Genomic DNA, 20,369 nt, shown 5'->3' with positions numbered 1-20,369 from the left:
CGTCGCGGCCGGATCCACGCGCGACCCGGACCGGCTAGTACGGCCAGATCGGTGGGTTGGTGCAGAAATGCCCGCCGAGGTGGGCGTGGTCGGGATTGTCCGGGTCCAGCTCGCCCTGTTCGGCGATGAGCTCGGCCGCGTACGGCTCCGAGTCGTCCTGCGGCTCGTATCCGAGCGCACGGGCCGTCGTCAGGTCCCACCACAGCCGGGTGTTGTCGGATGAGCCGTGCACGACGGTGTGGCGCACGTCCTCGGCGGTGAGCGCGGCGTGGAAGAGCCGGGCGCCGTCCCCGGGGCTCATCCAGACCGAGAGCATCCGTACGGATGTGGGCTCGGGGAAGCAGGAGCCGATGCGTACGGAGACGGTCTCCAGGCCGTGCCGGTCCCAGTACAGCTGGGCCAGGTCCTCGCCGAAGGACTTGGACAGGCCGTAGAAGGTGTCCGGGCGGCGCGGTGCGGAGACGGGGATCAGCGGGTCGCCGGGGAGCGGGCGCGGGGTGTAGCCGACGACATGGTTGGAGGAGGCGAACACGATGCGCCCCACGCCTTCTTCCCGCGCGGCCTCGTAGAGGTTGTACGTCCCCTCGATGTTCGCCTTCAGAATCTTGTCGAACGAGGCTTCCAGGGAGATGCCCGCGAGGTGGATGATCGCGTCGACGCCCCGCACGGCCTCGCGCAGCGCCTCCTTGTCGCCGAGGTCGGCCGCGATCGCGTCCGGCTCGCCCTCGACGGGGGCGAGGTCGAAGAGGCGGAGCTCGTAGCCGTATGCGGGCAGCAGCCCGCGCATCAGGGTGCCGAGGCCGCCTGCGGCGCCGGTGAGCAGGACGGTGCGGGGAGCGGGCATGCGCGGGTCTCCTCGGTGCATAGGTGCACGCGCGCGGCCTGCGCGCGTGGCACGGCCCCTTCGGTACGTGCGAGATGTACCCGAGGGACGTCAAATCCATGGACAGCATTCATATGCATGGACAAACTAAGAAGCGGTGACGTACCGCGTCAAGTGCCGGGCACCTCTCGCGCGGAGTCTCCCGCGGAGTCGGTAACTCCGTCTTCAGGGTCGGGCGGGTTGGGTGCTCCCGCCTTGACCTGTGCCGGGCGGCTGCCTTAGCGTGAGTGCGTTCATGAATATGGACATCGATCAGAATTGTGCACGCCTGAACCTGCTCAGGGAGCGCCCGTGACCTCAGCCCCTCTTGCCGCCCGACTCACCCGTGTCGCCGGGCCGCTCTTCTTCCCCGTCACCGCGTACGGACCGGACGGCGGCGTCGACCTCGACGCCTTCCGCGCGCATGTGCGAGCGGGCATCGACGCCGGTGCGGCGGCCGTGTTCGCCTGCTGCGGCACCGGTGAGTTCCACGCCCTGACGCCTCAGGAGTTCCGCCTCGTCGTCGCCGCGGCCGTCGAGGAGACCGCCGGAGAGGTGCCCGTCGTCGCGGGGGCCGGTTACGGCACGGCGCTCGCCGTCCAGTACGCCGAGCTCGCCGAGGAGGCGGGCGCGGACGGGCTCCTCGCCATGCCGCCGTACCTCGTCGTCGCCGACCAGGCGGGTCTGCTGGGCCACTACACGGCGCTCGCCGCGGCCACCGGTCTGGAGACGATCGTCTACCAGCGCGACAACGCCGTCTTCACCCCGGAGACCGTCATCGCACTGGCCGGGACGCCCGGCATCATCGGCCTCAAGGACGGCTACGGCGACCTCGACCTGATGCAGCGCATCGTCAGCGCCGTCCGCACCGCACTGCCCGGCCAGGACTTCCTGTACTTCAACGGGCTGCCCACCGCCGAACTCACCGGCCTCGCCTACCGCGGCATCGGCGTCACGCTCTACTCCTCCGCCGTCTTCGCCTTCGCGCCCGACATCGCGCTCGCCTTCTACCGGGCGCTGGACTGCGGCGACGACGATCTGGCCAACGCGCTCCTCGACCACTTCTACCGGCCGCTCGTCGAACTGCGCGCCAAGGGCCGCGGTTACGCCGTCTCGCTCGTCAAGGCGGCCGTCCGGCTGGGCGGTCTGGACGTCGGCGAGGTCCGCACCCCGCTCAGCGAGCCGCCCGCCGCCCACATCGAGGAGCTCACCGAGATCATCGCGCGCGGCCGCGCCCTGCTGGAGAAGTACGGGCAGGAGCAGCGCGGATGAAGACCTCCGCCTTCCTCTACCCGTGGGACGTCGTCGGCGACCCGGACGCGGCAGCCCGCGTCGCGGACCTGGGCGTCCAGCAGGTGACGCTCGCTTCCGCCTACCACTCCACCCGGGCGCTGACCCCGCGCCACCCCGGCCGCCGCATCGTCACCGCCGGGCATGCCGCGGTGCTCTACCCGCCGGACGCCGCCCGGTGGGCGCAGCGCGAGCTGCGTCCGTACGAGCAGTCCTGGGTGGCCTCGGACGATCCGTACGCCGAGGCCGCCGAGGCTCTGACCGCCGCCGGTCTCGACGTGCACACCTGGGTGGTCCTCGCGCACAACTCCCGGCTGGGCGCGGAGCATCCGCAGACCTCCGTGGTCAACGCCTACGGCGACCGCTACCCCTGGGCGCCGTGCATCGCGCAGCCCGCGGTCCGCGCGTATCTGGTCGCGCTGGCGGCGGAGGCGGCGGTGCGAGGCGGCGCGCGCGGCACCGAGCTGGAGTCCTGCGGCTGGTACGGCTTCGCGCATCTGCACGCCCACGACAAGATCGCGGGCGTCGGTCTCGGGGACGCGGCCCAGTATCTGATGTCGCTCTGCTTCTGCCCCGACTGCCGAACCGGATACGCCGGATGCGGCCTGGACCCGGACGAACTGGCCCTGGCCGTACGCCGGGCGCTGGAACCTGCCTGGTCGGGTTCCGGCTCCCCGGAGGCCGGTCCTGCGGGCATCGAGAAGCTCCTCGGCGCCGACCTCGCCGCCGCCACCCTCCAGTGGCGCGCCCGGATCGCCCGTACGCTCCAGGAGTCCGTGGTAGCCGCCGTGCGGGCGGCGGCGGAGCCGGGCTTCCAGGTGCTGCTGCACGTCGACCCGGCGCCGTACCACTGTGGTGCGAACGTCGGTGTCGACCCGGGTCACATCCTGTCCGTGGCGGACGGCGTGGTGCTGCCCTGCACCGGCGGCGACGCGGCGCGCGAGGCCGTGCTCGGGCCGTTCGCCGGGCGCGAGGGCGTGCTCGCGGCCAACCTCACCGTGGTCACGGGGATGGGCGGCAGCCCCGCCACGCTGGAGCGGGACGCCGCGCACGCGGCATCGCTCGGCGCGAACCAACTGCGCCTGTACCACGCCGGACTGGCCTCGGGCCCGGACCTCAAGGCCGTCACCGAAGCGCTGTCACGCCTCGGTCGATGAAGGAAGCGGGCCGGTGGGGGCGCCCGTCAGCCGCCCCCGCCGGCCCGTGACCAGCAGCACCGCGGTCAGCAGCGCCGCCGCGCCGACCACCGGCAGCAGCACCCGGATGTCCACCAGCGCGACCAGCCCCGCACCGAGCGCCAGCGCCACCGCGTTGGGCACCGTCATCAGCGTGCCGGCACTCGCGGCCGTACGGCCCAGCACGGCATCCGGCGTCTCCCGCTGCACCGCAGTCATCGCGGCGATCAGCACACACGGCAGCCCGATCCCGACAGCCGCGCTCGCCGCCAGCGCCACCGCGTCGTACGGCAGCGCCCGCGCCCCCACCGCCACCGCGAACAGCGCGATCCCGGCCGCCGTGAACACCCGCTCCGGCAGCCGCCGCAGCAACGGCCCGGCCAGCAGCCCGGCGGTGACGGACCCGGCGCCCTGCACCGCGTACAGCACACCCGCGTACGTGGGGGAGTGCCCGAGCCCCTCGCCGACGACGGCATAGACCGCGGCGCCGTTGAGCCCCGCGCACAGCATCGTCGCCGAGCCCGCCAGCACGAGCGGCCGCAGCACCGGCGACCCCCACACCTGCCGCATGCCCGCGGTGAGTTCGCCGCGCCCCGGGCCGCCCGGAGCCCTCCCGGCGGACTCCCGTACCGGCAGCAGCGCGTACACCCCGGCCGCCAGCACGAACGACACCGCGTCCAGCAGCGCCACCGCACCGCCCCCGAAGCGGGCGTACAGCCCGGCGCCGGTCAGCGGTGCGAGCAGCTTCATGCCCTCGTTCGCCGTCATCCGAAGCCCGTTGAAGTCGCTCAGCAGCCGCTTGTCGACCGCCCCGGCGACCAGCGCCGACTCCGCCGCGTCCGTCAGCACGGAACTCGTTCCGTACAGGACGAGCACGGTGAAGAGGATCCAGATCCGCCCCGCCGAACCGACCGCGAGCAGCGAGGCCAGCAGCCCCGCCATCACGAGATTCGTCCCGATGAGCAGCGGCTTGCGGGGCATCCGGTCGGCGAACGCGCCGAGCACGGGCCCGAACAGCACCGGCAGCCACATCGCGAACACGGCGAGCGCCGCCAGACTGTCCGACCCGGTCAGCGACTTGACCCAGATCCCGGCCGCGAGCCACATCGCGGACGTGCCGAAACCGGAGACGACGACCGCCGTCAGAAACAGCCCCGCCGTACGGTCCCGCAGCACCCGTACCGTCGCAGACCCCGCCCTCGCGCCCACCGCAACCCTCCTGACCCGTGCCTTCGTCACGCGTCCAGGCTGCCGACCGAGGACACCCGGCGGCATCGGGCGGATGCCCTACCCCGTGCGCTGCACGGACCGCCCGCCCCGAGACGGGTGTACGGCACATGCCGGATGTCCGCCAAGTTCTTCTGCCAGAAGCGTTGACGAAACATTCGGCTCCGCCCTAACTTCAACGCGTCGTACTTCGTACGTCATATATGAGACGCGATATGCGAGATGTGAGAGCCCTTCACCCATGACCTTTGCGACGCCCACCCCGATTCCGTCCCGCACCCAGTTCGTGCTGGAGGCGATCAAGCACGCGATCCTCACCGCGCAGCTGAGACCAGGGCAGGCGCTCGTCGAGACCGAGCTCGCCGCGCAGTTCGGGGTCTCCAAGACCCCGGTGCGCGAGGCGCTCAAGACCCTTGCCGGTACAGGGCTCGTCGTCATGAGCCAGTACAAGGGCGTCACCGTGCGATTGGTCGACGCGGCCATGGCCCGGGAGGTGTACGACGTACGCCTGCTCCTCGAACCGGAGGCGCTGCGGCGCTCCATCACCCGCAAGGCCTCGCTCGACGCCGCACAGGAGGCCCTGGAGCGCGCCGACTCCGCCGGTGACAAGGTGGACAGGTCGCTCGCCAACCGGGACTTCCACCGGGCGCTCTACCTGCCCTGCGGCAATCCGCTGCTGGCCCGGATGCTCGACGAGGTCCGCGACCAGGCCGCACTCGTGTCGACCGTGGCCTGGGCGGCCATTCCGTCCTGGGAGCGGGAGGCGGCCGAGCACCGCGAGATCCTGCGCCTCGCGCTCGCCGATGACGCGGACGCCGCGGCCCGGGCCCTGCACGAGCACATCGCGTCGTTCGTCAGCCGCGCGTTCCCCGAGGAAGCGGAGACCGAGGGGGATCCGGCATGAACCACCAGCACACCGACGAAAGGCCTGTCCGCATGGACTTCTCAGCGCTGAAGACGGCCCTCGCTGATGTCGTGGCGATCCCGGTGACCCCGTTCGCCGAGGACGGCACGATCGACACGGCCGCTCACCGCGGACTGCTGCGGCGGCTGCTCGACGGCGGGGTGCGTACCCTCACCCCGAACGGCAACACCGGGGAGTTCTACGCGCTCACCCCCGAAGAGCGCCGCACCGTCACCGAGTTGACCATCGACGAGGTGGGCGCACGCGCCACCGTCCTGGTCGGTGTCGGGCACGACGTGCCGACCGCCGTCGCCGCCGCCGAGCACGCACGCGACGCCGGTGCCGAGATGGTGATGGTGCACCAGCCCATCCACCCGTACGTCTCACAGGACGGCTGGGTCGACTACCACCGCGCCGTCGCCGAGGCCGTCCCCGGGCTCGGCGTCGTCCCCTACATCCGAAACCCGCAGCTCGCCGGTGAACACCTCGCCGCGCTCGCCGACAGCTGCCCCAACGTCATCGGCGTGAAGTACGCCGTCCCGGACGCCGCCCGGTTCGCCGCCTTCGCCCGCGACGCCGGCCTGGACCGGTTCGTCTGGGTCGCCGGCCTCGCCGAGCTGTACGCCCCCTCCTACTTCTCCGCCGGGGCCACCGGATTCACCTCCGGACTCGTCAATGTCGCCCCCGGCGTCTCGCTCGCCATGCTGGAGGCGCTGCGGGCCGGCGACCACCCGGCCGCGATGAAGGTCTGGGAGCAGATCCGCCGCTTCGAGGAACTGCGCGCCGACCGGCAGTCCGCCAACAACGTGACGGTCGTCAAGGAGGCCCTCGCCTCGCTGGGGCTCTGCCGCCGCGATGTCCGCCCGCCCATCCGCGTCCTGCCCCAGGAGCGGCGCGCCGAGGTCGCCGCCGAGGTCGCCGGGTGGTCGATATGACGGGCCGGGACGGCGGAACCGGCCCCGAGGAACTGCGCAGCCATCAGTGGTACGGGACGGACGGGCTGCGCTCCTTCAGCCACCGGGCCCGCACGAGACAGCTCGGCTACCTCCCCGAGGAGCACCTCGGCAAGCCCGTCATCGCGATCCTCAACACCTGGTCCGACATCAACCCCTGCCACGTCCATCTGCGCGACCGCGCACAGGCGGTCAAGCGGGGCGTCTGGCAGGCGGGCGGCTTCCCGCTCGAATTCCCCGTCTCCACCCTCTCGGAGACGTTCCAGAAGCCGACCCCGATGCTCTACCGCAACATGCTGGCGATGGAGACGGAGGAGCTGCTGCGCTCCTACCCGGTCGACGGGGCCGTGCTGATGGGCGGCTGCGACAAGTCGACGCCCGCGCTGCTGATGGGCGCCGCCTCCGTCGACCTGCCGACCGTCTTCGTACCGGCCGGGCCGATGCTGCCGGGGCACTGGCGCAACGAGGTCCTCGGCTCGGGCACCGACATGTGGAAGTACTGGGACGACAAGCGCGCCGGGCTCATCGGAGACTGCGAGATGGCCGAGCTGGAGAACGGCCTCGCGCGCTCACCCGGCCACTGCATGACGATGGGCACCGCCTCGACCCTGACGGCCGCCGCCGAAGCGCTCGGTGTCACCGTGCCCGGCGCCTCGTCCGTCCCGGCCGTCGACTCCGGACACGACCGGATGGCGGCGCAGTCCGGACTGCGGATCGTCGAACTCGTCCGGCAGCAGCGGAAGTTGTCACAGATCCTCACGGCGGAGGCGTACGAGGACGCCGTCGCCACCGTTCTCGCGCTCGGCGGCTCCACCAACGCCGTCATCCATCTGATCGCGATGGCGGGCCGCTCCGGGGTCAAGCTCACCCTCGACGACTTCGACCGGATCGCCCGTACCGTTCCGGTGCTCGCCAACCTGCGCCCCGGCGGGAAGTACCTCATGGAGGACTTCCACTTCGCCGGCGGGCTGCCCGGCTTCCTGGCCCGGCTGACCGACGTACTCCATCTGGACCGGCCCACCGTCTCCTGCGACACCCTGCGCGAACAGCTCGACGGGGCGCTCGTCCACAACAGCGACGTCATCCGGGAGCGCGACAACCCCCTGGCCGAGGAGGGCGGCGTGGCGGTGCTGCGCGGCAACCTCTGCCCGGACGGCGCGGTCATCAAGCACATCGCCGCCGAGCCCCACCTGCTGCGCCACACCGGCCCCGCGGTCGTCTTCGACGACTACAGGCAGATGCAGCGCACCATCAACGACCCGGCCCTGGCCCTCACCCCGGACCATGTGCTGGTCCTGCGCAACGCGGGCCCCAAGGGCGGTCCGGGGATGCCCGAGTACGGCATGCTGCCGATCCCCGACTACCTGCTGAAACAGGGTGTGCGGGACATGGTGCGGATCTCCGACGCCCGGATGAGCGGCACCAGTTACGGGGCGTGCGTGCTGCACATCGCGCCCGAGTCGTACGTCGGCGGGCCGCTCGCCCTCGTCCGCACCGGTGACCCGATCACCCTGGACGTCGAGGCGCGTCTGCTCCATCTCGACGTATCCGAGGAGGAGTTGGAGCGGCGCAGGGCCGCCTGGACGCCGCCGCCCGCCCGGTACGGGCGCGGTTACGGGGCGCTCTACCACGACCAGATCACCCAGGCCGACACCGGCTGCGACTTCGCCTTCCTGGCCCGGCAGGGAGAAGTGCCCGACCCGTACGCCGGCTGAGCGGCGCCGCCGGATCCCCTCCGCACCGCTCGTCCGGTATGCCGAACGCCGTACGGCAAGCGCTTGCTCGCTCCACGCACCACCCCAGCACTTGAGAGAGAACGGAGACGTGTCATGGCCCGAGCCGCCGCTGTGGCCACACCGCCCAAGGTGCCCCCGGCGTCGCTCCGCGAGCCCCCGCGGGGCTGCTGATGCCGGGCTTCATCGCCTACCCGGTGATCAGCGTCTTCTACTACAGCCTGCAGAACTACAACGTCACCAAGCCGTGGCGCAACGGCTTCGCGGGCCTCGACAACTTCACCCGGATCTTCACCGAGGACGACCAGTTCTGGTCGACGCTCGGCTTCAGCGCACAGTGGAACTCGGCGGCAGTGGCATCGTCGACGACTGAGCCCACGGGTACTCGGATCCCTGTACGCGCACTGCCGTGTTGTGTACGTTTCCCGTCACTACCCACGGGGTGCGGGCGGGGCGCGGGCGTACCAGCGCACCCCGGAAGCGCTTCGGCGCGGGTGTGTGATCCCAGTGAGGCGTAACACGGCGAAAACCTGAAGACCCCGCGTCCGAAGGAACAATGCAGCCACCCCATCGAGGGGCCTTTCACGTACCCAGGAGCACCCATGCCGGAAAGTCCGGAAAACCCGGAAAGCGCAGTGCAACGCAACGCCTTCGACCGCTACTTCGCCATCAGCGAGCGTGGCTCGACCTTCGGACGCGAGATACGCGGCGGCTTCGCCACCTTCTTCACCATGGCCTACATCCTGGTCCTCAACCCGATCATCCTCGGCTCGGCCGAGGACAAGTTCGGCGCACACCTCTCCGGCCCCCAACTCGTCACCGTCACCGCCCTGGTGGCCGCCGTGATGACCGCGATCATGGGGCTGGGCGGCAATCTGCCGCTCGCGATCGCCGCCGGACTCGGCCTCAACGCCGTCGTCGCGTACCAGATCGCCCCGCTGATGAGCTGGCCCGACGCGATGGGGCTGATCGTCCTCGAAGGCCTGCTGATCTGCGTACTGGTCGTCACCGGGCTGCGCGAGGCCGTCATGCGGGCCATCCCGTCCGCGCTCAAGCAGGCGATCAGCGTCGGCATCGGGCTCTTCATCGCGTTCATCGGGTTCATCGACGCGGGCTTCGTCACCCGCATCCCCGGCGACACCGGTTCCGTCCCCGTGCAGCTCGGCGCCACCGGGCAGCTCTCTGGCTGGCCGGTGCTGGTCTTCTGCCTCGGCGTCCTGCTGACCGTCGCGCTGCTGGCCCGCAGGGTGAAGGGCGCCATCCTCATCAGCATCGTCGTGATGACGGTCGTCGCGATCGTCATCAACGAGATCGCCGACATCGCCCCGGCCGCGTGGGGGCTGACCGTCCCGGCCGTCCCCGACGACATCGTGGCCGCCCCGGACTTCGGCCTCGTCGGCTCCTTCAGCCTCTTCGGGGCGTTCCAGCAGGTCGGTGTCATCACGATCGTCCTGCTGGTCTTCACCCTGGTCCTCAGCGACTTCTTCGACACGATGGGCACTGTCGTCGGCGTCTCCAACGAGGCCGGACTCCTCGACGAGCAGGGCAAGGTGCCGCACCTCGGCCGGGTCCTGCTGATCGACGGCGCCGCCGCCGTGGCGGGCGGCGCGGCCTCCGCCTCCTCCAACACGTCCTACATCGAGTCCGCGGCCGGTGTCGGCGAGGGCGCCCGCACCGGCTTCGCGTCCCTGGTCACCGGCGCGCTGTTCGCCGTCGCCCTGTTCCTCACCCCGCTCGCCACGGTCGTCCCCGCCCAGGCCGCCGCGCCCGCGCTGATCGCCGTCGGCTTCCTGCTGATGGCACAGGTCCGGCACATCGACTGGGAGCGTTACGAGATCGCCATCCCGGCCTTCCTCACGATCGCCGTGATGCCCTTCACGTACTCGATCACCAACGGGATCGGGGCGGGCTTCCTCGCGTACGTCGTCATCAAGACCGTCCTCGGCAGGGCGCGCGAGGTGCACTGGCTGCTCTGGGGAGCCTCGGCGCTGTTCGCCGTGTACTTCGCGATCGACCCGATCGAGCAACTGCTCGGAGTGAAGTAGCAGCGGTGGGGCGGTGCGGCACTCCCCGCCCCACCGCCCCCCTCAGTCCTCTCAGTCCTTGAGCGCCGCCTTCATCATCTTCTGGGCGATCGGCGCCGCCAGGCCGTTCCCGCTGACCTCCGAGCGGGCCGCGCCGGAGTCCTCGACGATTACCGCCACCGCGACCTCCTTGCCGTTGGAGTCGTCCTTCGCGTACGAGGTGAACCAGGCGTACGGGGTCTTGCTGTTGCCCACGCCGTTCTGCGCGGTGCCCGTCTTGCCGCCCACCTCGGCCCCGTCGATCCGGGCGTTGGTGCCGGTGCCCTCCTCGACGACGGTCACCATCGCGCTGCGCAGCTGCTCGGCGGTGGACTGCGAGACGATGCGCTCGGTGTCCCCGTCGGCGAACGACTGCAGGGTGTTGCCCTTGGAGTCCGTCACCTCGGACACCATGTGCGGTGCGGCCAGTTCGCCGTCGTTGGCGAGGGCGGCGGAGACCATGGCGATCTGCAGCGGCGTCGCGGTGACCTCGAACTGGCCGATGCCCGTCAGCGCCGTCTGGGGCTTGTCCATGCCGGACGGGTAGACGCTCTTGGCGGCCCGTACCGGCACATCGAGCTTCTCGGTGTTGAAGCCGAACTTCTCCGCCATCGCCCTGACCTTGTCCTGGCCGAGGTCGGCGGCCACCTTCGCGAAGACGTTGTTGCAGGAGTACTGGAGCGCGGTGCGCAGCGTGGCGTCCTCGCAGGGGGCCGAGGCGCTCTCGTTCCTCAGGACCGTGCTGGTACCGGGCAGGGTGTACGGATTGGGGCTGTCCGTGCGCTCGTCGACGGAGCCGTACAGTCCGTTCTCCAGCGCCGCGGCCGCCACCACCAGCTTGAACGTCGAACCGGGTGCGAGCGGCTGCCGCAGCGCACGGTTGACCAGCGGCTTCTCCTCGTTGTCGAGCAGCTTCTGCCAGGCGTCGCCGTCCGTGGTCCCGCTGATCGTCGAGGGGTCGTACGAAGGGGTGGAGACCATGCCCAGGATCTGCCCGGTCCTCGGGTCGATCGCGACCGCCGCGCCTTTGTCGTCGCCGAGCGCCTCGTACGCCGCCTTCTGCACGTCGGGGTCGATCGTCGTCAGGACGTTGCCGGGGGAGGCCTGCTTGCCCGTCAGCACGTCCGTCGGGCTCTTCAGCCGGTCGTCGGTGCCGTCCAGCACATGGCTGTAGATCCCTTCGAGCTGGGTCGCGCCGTACGCCTGCGAGCTGTAGCCGGTCACGGCCGCGTAGAGCTCGCCCTGCGTATAGGTGCGCTTGTACGCGAGGTCGCTGCCCACCGTCCTCTTCGATCCGGTGACTGGGTTCCCGGCCACGATGATGTCGCCGAGCGGCTGCGCGTACTGCGCGATGGTGTTCCGCCGGTTGTGGTCGTCGTCTGCGAGCGCCCGTGCCTGGTACGCCTGCACCCAGGTCGCCCGCCCCAGCAGGGCGAGGACCAGCAGCAGGCAGAAGACCGAGGCGCGCCTGATCGTCTTGTTCATCCCATGGAAGGGACGAGCGGGGCGCCGCGCGGCGTTCCCGCTTGTGCCGCTTCTCACCGATTCCTCATGATCGGCCGTTTCGCGCCGGGGTCACGCGCAGGGGTCACCCCGACGGTTCACCCCGGCAGGGTGAACAGCAGCTCGTCGGTGTCCTCGCCGCGGGCGTACGAGAACCCGTGGTCCTCGCCGGTGACGGTGAATCCGCATTTCTCCAGCACCCGGCGCGATCCGGTGTTGTCGGCCGCGGCCCGTGCGTACAGCGGGCGTTCCGGTACGACGTCGAGCAGGGCCCGCAACGCGGCCGTCGCGAGCCCGCGGCCCCAGTGCGCCCTGTCGATCCAGTAGGTGACCTGGCGGTCGTCCGGCGGCCCGTACGCCCCGGCGCTGCCGACCACCGCACCGTCCGCGACCACCGTCCGTGTCACGACGGACCCGTCGGCCAGGATCCGTCGCCAATGGGCGTCGAACGCGTGGCGGTCGGTCGGGTCCTCGCTGGTGAAGGCGGCCGTCCTGACCGACTCCGGATCGGACATGAACGCGAAGAACAACGGCAGATCGCTGTCGTGTACCTCTCGCAGGGCAACTCGCATGATCAGAGCCTCCGGGTGGCCAGCGTCAGCCGGTCCCGCGCGTCGAACAGCGCGTCCTTCACCATCTGCTCGTGCGCGGGCGTGAGCCGGGCGACCGGCACCGAGCAGCTGATGGCGTCGCGCGCCGGGGTGCGGTACGGGATGGCGACGCCGAAGCAGCGCAGACCCAGGGTGTTCTCCTCGCGGTCCACGGCGTATCCCTGCTCGCGGATGAGGTGCAGCTCCTCGATGAGCTTCTCGCGGTCGGTGATGGTGTGCTCGGTCAGCGCGGGCAGCGTCTCGGGGAGCATCTTGCGGACCTGCTCGTCGCTGTGGGTGGCGAGCAGCGCCTTGCCGAGCGAGGTGGAGTGGGCGGGCAGCCGGCGGCCGACGCGGGTGAAGGGGCGCAGATAGTGCTGGGACTGCCGGGTGGCGAGGTACACCACGTTCGTCCCGTCCAGGCGCGCCAGGTGGATGGTCTCCGTCGTGTCGTCGGAGAGCCGGTCCAGGGTCGGGCGGGCCGCCGCGACGACCTCGTCGCCGTCGATGTACGAGGTGCCGACGAGCAGGGCCCGTACACCGATCCCGTACCGCGTGCCCGTCGCGTCGGTCTCCACCCAGCCCAGCTCGACCAGCGTGCGCAGCAGCATGTAGAGGCTGGACTTGGGATAGCCGACGGCCTCCTGCACCGCGGCGAGCGAGTGCATGCCGGGCCGCCCGGCGAAGTACTCCAGCAGTTCCACCGTCCGCACCGCGGACTTGACCTGTGCCCCACCAGACTCGGCAGCCGACATCGCCCTACGCCCCTTCCAGCCCACTTACGAAACCCTGTTCACGAAAGCCTGCGACTTCTTGCCAACACGGAACGCCCGGAAATAGAGTCGCTTCATATTCACGATCAGGAACTCTGTTCAGAATACCGAACAACTCCTGATGTGTGGCAGTGGAGCGGAAGGAATCACGGTGGCAGCAGCACCAGTCTGGAGCGTCGACCCCCGCACCGGGAACCCGCGTGAGCAGGTTGCGGTGGAGGCTACAGCGCAGGAGGTCGACCACGCGGTCCGGGCCGCCCACGCGGTACGGGCCTCGCTCGCCGACCGCACCGTGCGCGCCGCGTTCCTGCGCACCGCGGCCGAGCTGCTCACCGAGGCCGGGGAGCACGTCATCGAGGCCGCCGACGCGGAGACCGCACTCGGCCCGGCCCGGCTCACCGGCGAACTCGCGCGCACCGCCGCCCAGTTGAGGGCCTTCGCCGAGGTCGTGGACGAGGGCGCCTTCCTCGACATCCACATCGACCACGAGGACGCCACCAGGACCCCGCCCTGGCCCGACCTGCGCCGCTACAAGATCCCGCTCGGGGTCGTCGCCGTCTACGCGGCCAGCAACTTCCCGCTGGCCTTCTCCGTCCCCGGCGGCGACACCGCGAGCGCCCTGGCCGCGGGCTGCCCGGTCGTCGTCAAGGCCCACCCCGACCACCCCGCCACCTCCGAGCTGTGCGCCTCCGTGCTGCGCAGGGCGGCGGCGCGGGTCGGTCTGCCCGAGGACGTACTGATCCTGGTGCACGGCTTCGAGGCCGGCATCGAGCTGATCAAACACCCGCTCGTCGCCGCAGCGGGCTTCACCGGCTCGATACGCGGCGGCCGCGCCCTGTTCGACGCGGCGGCGGCCCGCCCCGTGCCCATCCCCTTCCACGGCGAGCTGGGCTCCCTCAACCCCGTCGTCGTCACCGAGGCGGCAGCCGCCGAGCGCGGCGAGCAGATCGGCGCCGGGCTCGCGGGCTCGATGACCATGGGCGTCGGTCAGTTCTGCACCAAGCCCGGCTTCGTCCTGGCCCCCGCGGGCGAGACCGGCGACCGGCTGCTGAAGACCCTGACCGCCGCCGTCAGCGACACCGAGGCGGGCGTCCTGCTCGACCACCGGATGCGCGACGCCTTCGTCGCAGGGGTACGCGAACGGGCCGAACTCCCCGACGTGGAGGCCCCGGTCACCCCCGGCGCAGGCGGCGAGCACACCGTCTCGGCCGGCTTCCTCACCGTACCGGCGCACCTCCTCACCACCGAGGGCCCGCACGACGCGCTCCTGGAGGAATGCTTCGGCCCCGTCACCGTCGTGGCCCGTTACGCCTCCGAGGACGAGATCACCGCCGTCCTCTCCCGGCTCCCCGGCAACCTCACCGCCACCCTCCAGACCGCCACGGACGGCAACGACGCCGACGCCCCCGGACTCCTCGCGGCTCTCACCCCGCTGGCCGGCCGGGTCCTCGTCAACGGCTGGCCCACCGGCGTCGCGGTCGCCCCCGCCCAGCACCACGGCGGCCCCTACCCGGCCACCACCTCCACCTCCACCTCGGTCGGCGCCACCGCGATCGAACGCTGGCTGCGCCCCATCAGCTACCAGACGACCCCCGAGGCCCTGCTCCCCCCGGAACTCCGCGAGGACAACCCCCTGGGCCTGCCCCGCCGAGTGGACGGACGCCGCGCATGACCCCGCACCTCCCCGAACTCCCCTTTGGACTGCACCCCTTCGGCCCCGAGACCGACTGGACGTACGAGAACGGCGCACTGACCGCCCGCGCGGGCGCCCGCCAGGACCGCTTCGTCCCGCCGGGCGGCGAATCCCTCGACCCCACGAGCGACGCACCCCGCCTCCTCGGCGCGGCCCCCCGGGGCGACTTCCAGCTGCTCGCCCGCGTGAAGGTCGGCTTCGCCGCGGCCTTCGACGCCGGGGTGCTCTACCTCCACGTAGGGGAACGGGAGTGGGCCAAGCTCTGCCTGGAACTCTCCCCGGACCGCCCCACCATCTGCACGGTCGTCACCCGCGGCCACTCCGACGACACCAACTCCTTCGTCGTGGACGGCGACACCACCTGGCTCCGCCTCAGCCGCACAGGCAACGCGTTCGCCTTCCACGCCTCGGCCGACGGCGAGAAGTGGACCTTCGTCCGCGTCTTCACCCTGGGCGGGCCCGAGCAGGCCGCAGAAGCGTCGATCGGCTTCCTGGTCCAGTCCCCGACGGGCGAGGGCTGCGAGGCGACATTCGACCGGATCACGTTCCGTCCGACGGGCCTCGCCGACCTGCGCGACGGCACCTGACCGCCCCGGCGGCCTGAGCCGTGGGCCCCGCCCCCCTCGGCTCAGGCTCCGGCCGCGTACCGCAGGAAGTGCGTCCAGCCGGTGCGGGTGAGTGCCAGGTGGGGGAGGGACGTGTCCTTCGAGTCGCGGACGAGGACGGCCTGTCCGGTGGCGGCGACCTCGACGCATGCGCCGCCTTCCCCGCTGCTGTAACTGCTCTTGAACCAGGTGAGTTTGGCGTCGTCGACGTTCTGACGGTTGCTCATTGTTCTCCCAGGATCGTCTCGATCAGCGTCAGGGACTTGCGGGGGCTGAGCGCCTGACCTCGGATGCTGCCGTATCGCGCCGACAGCATACGTACTTCCTCCGGGTCCGTGACCAGCTTGCTGGTGTTCTGGATCTCCAGGTAGCCGACCTGGGCACGCCTCTTCGGGGTGAGCAGGATGAACGGGCCGCCGAGGCTCGGGTGTTCCTCAAGGTGGGTCGGCATGACCTGAAGTTCCACGCTGCGCAGCCCGGCGAACTTGATGAGCTGCTCCAGCTGTCGGCAGTGGACGTCCCGTCCTCCGATGGGCCGCCGGAGTACGGACTCCTCAATGGTGAACGTCGTCAGCGGCGGTGGCCAGCTTGTCAGGATTTCCTGGCGCTCCAGTCGCGCCAGTACTCGTTGCTCGACGACTTCTTCGGGCAGCAGTGGCTGCCGACTGGCGAAGACAGCACGAGCGTGCTCCTCGGTCTGGAGCAGTCCGGGGAGCGCGAGTGTGCTGAAGTCGTGCAGCTCGACGGCCTGGAGTTCCAGCTTCGCATAGTCCTTGAACCAAGCCGGATGCTTCACGCGGGCCCGCGCCTTCGCCCGGGCCACCTCCTCCTTCGTGGCCCGCAGGAGCCCGCCCGCGTCCAGCAGGTCGTCCGCCGCGTCCAGGAATTCCGGCTGCGGGGTTCTGCGGCCCCGCTCCAGTGAGCGGATCAGGTCCTCGCTGTAGCCGAGGCGGTCGCCCAGCTCCCGCTGGGTGAGGCCGGCCCGCTCCCGTAGCAGCCGGACCTGGCTGCCGATCACGCGGAACAGGTCCGCGGCCTCCTCCGAGTCCTCGTCGCCACCGATCGCGCCGTCCAGCTCCATTGCTGCCCGCTTTCGTTCAAATGGGCCGACCGTGCGCCTCCCGTTACGGCGGACAACCGGTACCGGTTGCCGTGCGTACCGGTACATGCACGCTACGTACCGCTGTCGTTGCTGGTCAGCGTACGGTCACTTGGCCACGCTGAGTGGCGTGACGAGCGAATCCGTAGAGATCGAGAATCCACAACCGGCAACCACCGCACCTCAGTTCACACAGTTACTGAGTGCCACCCGCCGTGGTGCCCGCCTTGCCCGCCTGCTGGCCGTGGAGCAACTCGCGGCATGGGGCTGGCCGCGCGACGGCGAACGCATCGACGCGGCGACGCTCGTCGTCGCCGAACTGGCGGCGAACGCGGCCACGCACGGGCGGCTGGACGGGCGCGGGTTCCGGCTCGGGCTCGCCCTGCTCCCGGGGGGACGGCTGCGGATCGAGGTCACGGACCCGCGCGGCGAACGTCTGCCCACCGTCTCCGGGGAGGCAGTTGAGGGAGGCCGGGGGCTGGTCATCGTCGATGCCCTTGCCGAGGAGTGGGGCGTACACCCGTACCCGCCGTTCGGAAAGACGGTCTGGGCCGAGGTGTCGGCGACGCGACCGGGCAGCCGTTAGCCGACTCGATACGGTCCGTACCCCCACCGCGTACCGTGCCTTCTTGCGGCGGAAGGGGCGTGACATGCGACGTGTGGTGCGGGGCTTCTGGGGGCCCCGGGAGGAGTCGGCAAAGGCGCTGGCCCGGCGGTGGAAGCTCACCCTGGACGCGCTCGCCGAGCTCCTTCAGGTCGGCGGCTCGGGTGAGGCGTGGACATGGCGGCAGATCCACTCGTCCGGGCCCGCCACCGATCTGTTGCCGGACGAGGATTCCCTTCTCGCCGCTCTGCGCGCGGCCAGGGATGCCGACGGCTGGTCGGACCGGGTCGGGTTCGGACTGCGGCTCGTCCTCGCGGCCGGGCCTGGCTGGAAGATCGAGGTCAGCGGGAACGCGGGCGGCGTCTCGGAGTTCCTCCTCCAGTCGATGGTGATCGGTGTCAGATCGCCGGACACCGCCGAGATCCCCGACGCGCAACTCCTCGCCGCCGTCGCCGAGGCGTGGGAACCCGACTTCGGCGATGTCACCGACGACGACGTGCTCGACGCCCTGGAGGGTGACGCCGGGTTCGTCGTCGGTGAGCCCTGCGTCGGCTGGATCGGCTATCTCTCCCGGGGACGCGCGGCCCTGCTGCCCGAGGGCCTGACGGCCGGGCGCACGGAGCTCGGCGCCGGAGGCGTACTCCTCGTCATCGCCCCGTACGGCCAGGTGGACGACGTACGCCGCGCCCATCTGCTGCTCCGGGACGCCGGTGCGCTGCGGCCGCTGCCGTGCCCGATGGACCGGTCCGCGCTGTGACAGTCGGGGGGACTTCGAGTACATCCCTTTCCGGCCGTCCACGCATGCGCTCGGCCGGAAACCCCGGCCGAGCGCATGCGTGGACTCTTCGCCGCCTGATCTTCCGGGTTGCTCGTCAGCTGTCCGCGGGGTGTTCCAGCGTCACCTTGGGCAGCCGCCGGGCGAGCGGGGCGGGCAGCCACCAGGCCCACTTGCCGAACAGCTGCATGATCGCCGGAACCATCAGGCAGCGGATGACCAGCGCGTCCATCAGGATCGCCACGGCGAGGCCCAGGCCGAACTCCTGGAGCATCCGGTCGGCGCTCAGCATGAAGGCACCGAACACCACGATCATGATGGCCCCGGCTGCCGTGATGACCTTGCCGGTGGAGGCCAGTCCTTCGCGCACCGCGAGGGAATGGTCCTTCGTGCGCTCCCACTCCTCGTGCATTCGCCCGACGAGGAACACCTCGTAGTCCATGGAGAGCCCGAACACGATCGCGAAGATCAGCACAGGGAGGAAGGCTTCGATCGGTCCCGGCTGCACCCCGAACAAACCGTGCTGGAACACCAGGGTCATCGCGCCGAGCGCAGCGGTGATCGAGATCAGGTTCAGCAGAGCTGCCTTGACAGGAATCAGGATCGACCTGAAGACCAGCATCAGCAGCAGTGACGAAAGCCCGACCACGACGGCGATGAAGAGCGGCATCCGCTCGGAGACGGTCTCCGAGAAGTCCTGGGAGGCCGCGATGGCGCCGCCGACCAGGACCTTGGCACCGGTGTCCTGCTCGAGTTCCGGGGCCACGTCGTCGCGCAGATGGTGTACGAGGTCGGCGGTGGCCTTGTCCTGCGGTGCTGTCTCGGGGTAGACGATCACGGTGGACAGGGCGCCGTCCTCGGAAGGCATCGCGGGGCTGGCCGCGGCCACGCCATCGGTCTTGGCCAGGGCGGACTGCACGGCCTTGCCGGCGGCCTCGTCTCCTTGCGCCAGGACGACCAGCGGACCGTTGAAGCCCGCGCCGAAGCCCTCGGCGAGCAGGTCGTACGCCTGCCGGGAGGTCGTGGTCCTCGGGTCGTTGCCCGCGTCGGCGAAGCCGAGGCGCATGCCCAGAGCCGGTGCGGACAACGCCAGCAGGGCGATGACGGCAGCCAACAGGGCCGCCAACGGCCGACGCTGTACCGCTGAGGCCAGGGCCCGCCAACGGCGGCCTTCGGCCTTGCCCTTGGCGGCGGTCCTGGCTGCGTTCTTGAGCACATGGCGCTGGATGCGCCTGCCGAAGAGCGCAAGCAGTGCCGGCAGCAGGATCAGTGAGGCGGCCATGGTGGTCAGCACGGTCAGTGCCAGGGCGAGGGCCACGCCCTGCAGCGAGCCGAGGCCGAGCGCGACCAGACCGAGCAGGGCGATGATCACCGTGCATCCGGCGAAGAAGACCGTACGGCCGGCGGCGTCCAGGGCCTTGCGACAGGCTTCGTCCGGATCGGCGCCGTCGGTGAGCTCCTGCCGGTAGCGGTAGAAGATCAACAGGGCGTAGTCGATGCCGACCCCGAGCCCGACGAGCATCGTGATGGGCGGGGTGAAGTCGGCGATGGTGAAGACGTGCGAGGCGAGCACGATCAGGCCGAGGGCGGAGCCGACCGCGAAGAGGGCGGTGATCAGCGGCACAGCGGCCGCCACCAGGGAGCCGAAGAGCAGTCCGAGGATGATGATCGCGGCCGCGATGCCGGCCAGCTCCGCCGTAGGGCTGCCCTTTTCCTCGGCGCCGCGCACGGCATCGCCGCCGAGCTCGACCTGGAGACCGTCCGCCTCGGAACCCTTGGCGGTGTCGATGATCTCGGTGATCTCCTCCTTGGGCATGGCCTCGGCCTTGCCGTCGAGAATCACGGTGGCATAGCCGATCGTGCCGTCCTTCGACACGGCGGAGGCATCGGCGTACGGGCTGCGTACGTCGGCGACGCCCGGCAGCCCCTTCACCTCGGCCAGCATCTTCTCGACGGCGGCCTTGCGGCCGTCGATGCCCCGGCCGTCCTTCAGCACGATGTCGACGCTGTCACCGGCCTGGGCGGAACCGTGCTTGGTGAAGAGGTCGGTGGCGGCCTGGGAGTCGGTGCCCGGCAGGGCGAAGTCGTTCTTGTACGCGGAGCCTGCGGCCTGCGAGCCCAGCGTGACAGCGGCCAGGACGGCCACCCAGAGCAGCAGGGCGGCCCAGCGGTGACGCTGCGCCCAGCCGGCCAGGGCGCCGAACCGGCCGCCGCGTGGCCGATCTGGCTTGCCCGGTGCGGGCGGGGCAATGGTCGCGGCTGCGCCGCGGGTGGGAGACATAAAGGTGACTACCTCGGATTCGAGCGGGAGTTGCCGGGCATGAGGAACGCGCCCACCACGGCGCCGCACAGCGTGGGCACGCCGATCCCCAGGGCGGCAAACATCCCGCCGACCTCCAGGGCCAGGGCCCCGGCGGCCGTGACCAGAAGAATTCCGGCGGCAGCCCCGACGAGCGCACCGACAAAAGCGGCGGTGGCCCGCGAGGGGAAGGTGGGTGGGTTCATGCCCTTGATCGTGCA

19 protein-coding genes and 1 pseudogene are annotated in these 20,369 nt (G+C 70.8%); 11 read left to right on the top strand and 9 right to left on the bottom strand.

Annotation, left to right across the window (positions count from 1 at the left end; genetic code table 11):
• Positions 1-34: 34 nt before the first annotated feature.
• Positions 35-844, bottom strand: a complete 810-nt coding sequence (locus OG507_RS09270; RefSeq protein ID WP_327366674.1) for an NAD-dependent epimerase/dehydratase family protein — start codon at positions 842-844, stop codon at positions 35-37.
• A gap of 330 nt (positions 845-1,174) precedes the next feature.
• On the opposite strand from OG507_RS09270, the gene OG507_RS09265 reads away from it, so the two are divergent.
• The gene (locus OG507_RS09265; RefSeq protein ID WP_327366673.1) at positions 1,175-2,134 is read left to right on the top strand and encodes a 5-dehydro-4-deoxyglucarate dehydratase; all 960 of its coding nucleotides are present in this window, start codon (positions 1,175-1,177) and stop codon (positions 2,132-2,134) included.
• Complete coding sequence (locus OG507_RS09260) at positions 2,131-3,309, top strand: hypothetical protein (protein WP_327366672.1); 1,179 nt, start codon at positions 2,131-2,133, stop codon at positions 3,307-3,309. Before OG507_RS09265 ends, OG507_RS09260 begins: the two co-directional genes overlap by 4 nt.
• Here OG507_RS09260 and OG507_RS09255 read toward each other — a convergent pair.
• Entirely contained in the window at positions 3,292-4,536 is a 1,245-nt protein-coding gene (locus tag OG507_RS09255; RefSeq protein WP_327366671.1) for an MFS transporter, read from the bottom strand. The two genes, OG507_RS09260 and OG507_RS09255, sit on opposite strands and share 18 nt — an antisense overlap.
• A gap of 259 nt (positions 4,537-4,795) precedes the next feature.
• Between OG507_RS09255 and OG507_RS09250 the strand changes: the two genes are divergently transcribed.
• From OG507_RS09250 to OG507_RS09230, 5 genes and pseudogenes are all read left to right on the top strand, one after another.
• The gene (locus OG507_RS09250) at positions 4,796-5,458 is read left to right on the top strand and encodes a GntR family transcriptional regulator (protein ID WP_327366669.1); all 663 of its coding nucleotides are present in this window, start codon (positions 4,796-4,798) and stop codon (positions 5,456-5,458) included.
• Between the two features lie 32 nt (positions 5,459-5,490).
• The gene (locus tag OG507_RS09245) at positions 5,491-6,393 is read left to right on the top strand and encodes a dihydrodipicolinate synthase family protein (RefSeq protein WP_327366668.1); all 903 of its coding nucleotides are present in this window, start codon (positions 5,491-5,493) and stop codon (positions 6,391-6,393) included.
• Positions 6,390-8,126 (top strand): L-arabinonate dehydratase, encoded by a 1,737-nt coding sequence (araD, locus tag OG507_RS09240; RefSeq protein WP_327371912.1) that lies wholly within the window; start codon positions 6,390-6,392, stop codon positions 8,124-8,126. Before OG507_RS09245 ends, araD begins: the two co-directional genes overlap by 4 nt.
• A gap of 114 nt (positions 8,127-8,240) precedes the next feature.
• Positions 8,241-8,485 (top strand): annotated as a pseudogene (locus OG507_RS09235) (carbohydrate ABC transporter permease); the annotation flags it as partial.
• 261 nt (positions 8,486-8,746) lie between these two features.
• Positions 8,747-10,189, top strand: a complete 1,443-nt coding sequence (locus tag OG507_RS09230) for an NCS2 family permease (RefSeq protein WP_327366667.1) — start codon at positions 8,747-8,749, stop codon at positions 10,187-10,189.
• 51 nt (positions 10,190-10,240) lie between these two features.
• Here OG507_RS09230 and OG507_RS09225 read toward each other — a convergent pair whose 3' ends face one another.
• From OG507_RS09225 to OG507_RS09215, 3 genes are all read right to left on the bottom strand, one after another.
• Positions 10,241-11,692, bottom strand: a complete 1,452-nt coding sequence (locus tag OG507_RS09225; protein ID WP_327366666.1) for a peptidoglycan D,D-transpeptidase FtsI family protein — start codon at positions 11,690-11,692, stop codon at positions 10,241-10,243.
• Between the two features lie 116 nt (positions 11,693-11,808).
• Positions 11,809-12,282 (bottom strand): GNAT family N-acetyltransferase, encoded by a 474-nt coding sequence (locus OG507_RS09220; RefSeq protein ID WP_327366665.1) that lies wholly within the window; start codon positions 12,280-12,282, stop codon positions 11,809-11,811.
• Between the two features lie 2 nt (positions 12,283-12,284).
• Positions 12,285-13,055 (bottom strand): IclR family transcriptional regulator, encoded by a 771-nt coding sequence (locus tag OG507_RS09215; RefSeq protein ID WP_327366664.1) that lies wholly within the window; start codon positions 13,053-13,055, stop codon positions 12,285-12,287.
• 169 nt (positions 13,056-13,224) lie between these two features.
• Here OG507_RS09215 and OG507_RS09210 point away from each other — a divergent pair, with 169 nt between their 5' ends.
• Positions 13,225-14,745 carry an aldehyde dehydrogenase (NADP(+)) gene (locus OG507_RS09210; protein ID WP_327366663.1) on the top strand — a complete coding sequence of 507 codons (1,521 nt, stop codon included), beginning with the start codon at positions 13,225-13,227 and terminating at the stop codon, positions 14,743-14,745.
• The gene (locus tag OG507_RS09205) at positions 14,742-15,353 is read left to right on the top strand and encodes a DUF1349 domain-containing protein (RefSeq protein ID WP_327366662.1); all 612 of its coding nucleotides are present in this window, start codon (positions 14,742-14,744) and stop codon (positions 15,351-15,353) included. Before OG507_RS09210 ends, OG507_RS09205 begins: the two co-directional genes overlap by 4 nt.
• A 41-nt stretch (positions 15,354-15,394) precedes the next feature.
• Here the strand turns inward: OG507_RS09205 and OG507_RS09200 are convergent, their stop codons facing one another.
• Positions 15,395-15,598: a DUF397 domain-containing protein gene (locus OG507_RS09200; RefSeq protein ID WP_327366661.1), complete on the bottom strand. Its 204-nt coding sequence runs from the start codon at positions 15,596-15,598 to the stop codon at positions 15,395-15,397.
• Positions 15,595-16,452, bottom strand: coding sequence for a helix-turn-helix domain-containing protein (locus tag OG507_RS09195; protein ID WP_327366660.1), 858 nt, complete (start codon positions 16,450-16,452; stop codon positions 15,595-15,597). The genes OG507_RS09200 and OG507_RS09195 overlap by 4 nt, the downstream gene beginning before the upstream one ends.
• A 139-nt stretch (positions 16,453-16,591) precedes the next feature.
• Here OG507_RS09195 and OG507_RS09190 point away from each other — a divergent pair, with 139 nt between their 5' ends.
• Complete coding sequence (locus tag OG507_RS09190; protein WP_442811093.1) at positions 16,592-17,056, top strand: ATP-binding protein; 465 nt, start codon at positions 16,592-16,594, stop codon at positions 17,054-17,056.
• 64 nt (positions 17,057-17,120) lie between these two features.
• A complete protein-coding gene (locus tag OG507_RS09185) occupies positions 17,121-17,831 on the top strand; it encodes an Imm52 family immunity protein (RefSeq protein ID WP_327366658.1) in 711 nt (236 codons plus the stop codon).
• Between the two features lie 115 nt (positions 17,832-17,946).
• On the opposite strand, the gene OG507_RS09180 is transcribed toward OG507_RS09185, so the two are convergent.
• Entirely contained in the window at positions 17,947-20,130 is a 2,184-nt protein-coding gene (locus tag OG507_RS09180) for an MMPL family transporter (protein ID WP_327366657.1), read from the bottom strand.
• Positions 20,131-20,138: 8 nt separating this feature from the next.
• Positions 20,139-20,354 carry a hypothetical protein gene (locus OG507_RS09175; protein WP_327366656.1) on the bottom strand — a complete coding sequence of 72 codons (216 nt, stop codon included), beginning with the start codon at positions 20,352-20,354 and terminating at the stop codon, positions 20,139-20,141.
• Positions 20,355-20,369 lie beyond the last annotated feature (15 nt).

The sequence above is a fragment of the Streptomyces sp. NBC_01217 genome (assembly GCF_035994185.1).
Taxonomy (GTDB): domain Bacteria; phylum Actinomycetota; class Actinomycetes; order Streptomycetales; family Streptomycetaceae; genus Streptomyces.
The sequence above is the reverse complement of the archived record's forward strand: the minus strand, read 5'-3'. Positions and strand labels throughout refer to the sequence as shown.

Bases quoted from the DNA above. Each gene is read 5' to 3' on its own strand.
- OG507_RS09270 (WP_327366674.1), bottom strand. From the start codon at position 844: ATGCCCGCTCCCCGCACCGTCCTGCTCACCGGCGCCGCAGGCGGCCTC.
- OG507_RS09260 (WP_327366672.1), top strand. From the start codon at position 2,131: ATGAAGACCTCCGCCTTCCTCTACCCGTGGGACGTCGTCGGCGACCCG.
- OG507_RS09250 (WP_327366669.1), top strand. From the start codon at position 4,796: ATGACCTTTGCGACGCCCACCCCGATTCCGTCCCGCACCCAGTTCGTG.
- OG507_RS09245 (WP_327366668.1), top strand. From the start codon at position 5,491: ATGGACTTCTCAGCGCTGAAGACGGCCCTCGCTGATGTCGTGGCGATC.
- araD (WP_327371912.1), top strand. From the start codon at position 6,390: ATGACGGGCCGGGACGGCGGAACCGGCCCCGAGGAACTGCGCAGCCAT.
- OG507_RS09230 (WP_327366667.1), top strand. From the start codon at position 8,747: ATGCCGGAAAGTCCGGAAAACCCGGAAAGCGCAGTGCAACGCAACGCC.
- OG507_RS09225 (WP_327366666.1), bottom strand. From the start codon at position 11,692: ATGAACAAGACGATCAGGCGCGCCTCGGTCTTCTGCCTGCTGCTGGTC.
- OG507_RS09220 (WP_327366665.1), bottom strand. From the start codon at position 12,282: ATGCGAGTTGCCCTGCGAGAGGTACACGACAGCGATCTGCCGTTGTTC.
- OG507_RS09215 (WP_327366664.1), bottom strand. From the start codon at position 13,055: ATGTCGGCTGCCGAGTCTGGTGGGGCACAGGTCAAGTCCGCGGTGCGG.
- OG507_RS09205 (WP_327366662.1), top strand. From the start codon at position 14,742: ATGACCCCGCACCTCCCCGAACTCCCCTTTGGACTGCACCCCTTCGGC.
- OG507_RS09200 (WP_327366661.1), bottom strand. From the start codon at position 15,598: ATGAGCAACCGTCAGAACGTCGACGACGCCAAACTCACCTGGTTCAAG.
- OG507_RS09195 (WP_327366660.1), bottom strand. From the start codon at position 16,452: ATGGAGCTGGACGGCGCGATCGGTGGCGACGAGGACTCGGAGGAGGCC.
- OG507_RS09185 (WP_327366658.1), top strand. From the start codon at position 17,121: ATGCGACGTGTGGTGCGGGGCTTCTGGGGGCCCCGGGAGGAGTCGGCA.
- OG507_RS09180 (WP_327366657.1), bottom strand. From the start codon at position 20,130: ATGTCTCCCACCCGCGGCGCAGCCGCGACCATTGCCCCGCCCGCACCG.
- OG507_RS09175 (WP_327366656.1), bottom strand. From the start codon at position 20,354: ATGAACCCACCCACCTTCCCCTCGCGGGCCACCGCCGCTTTTGTCGGT.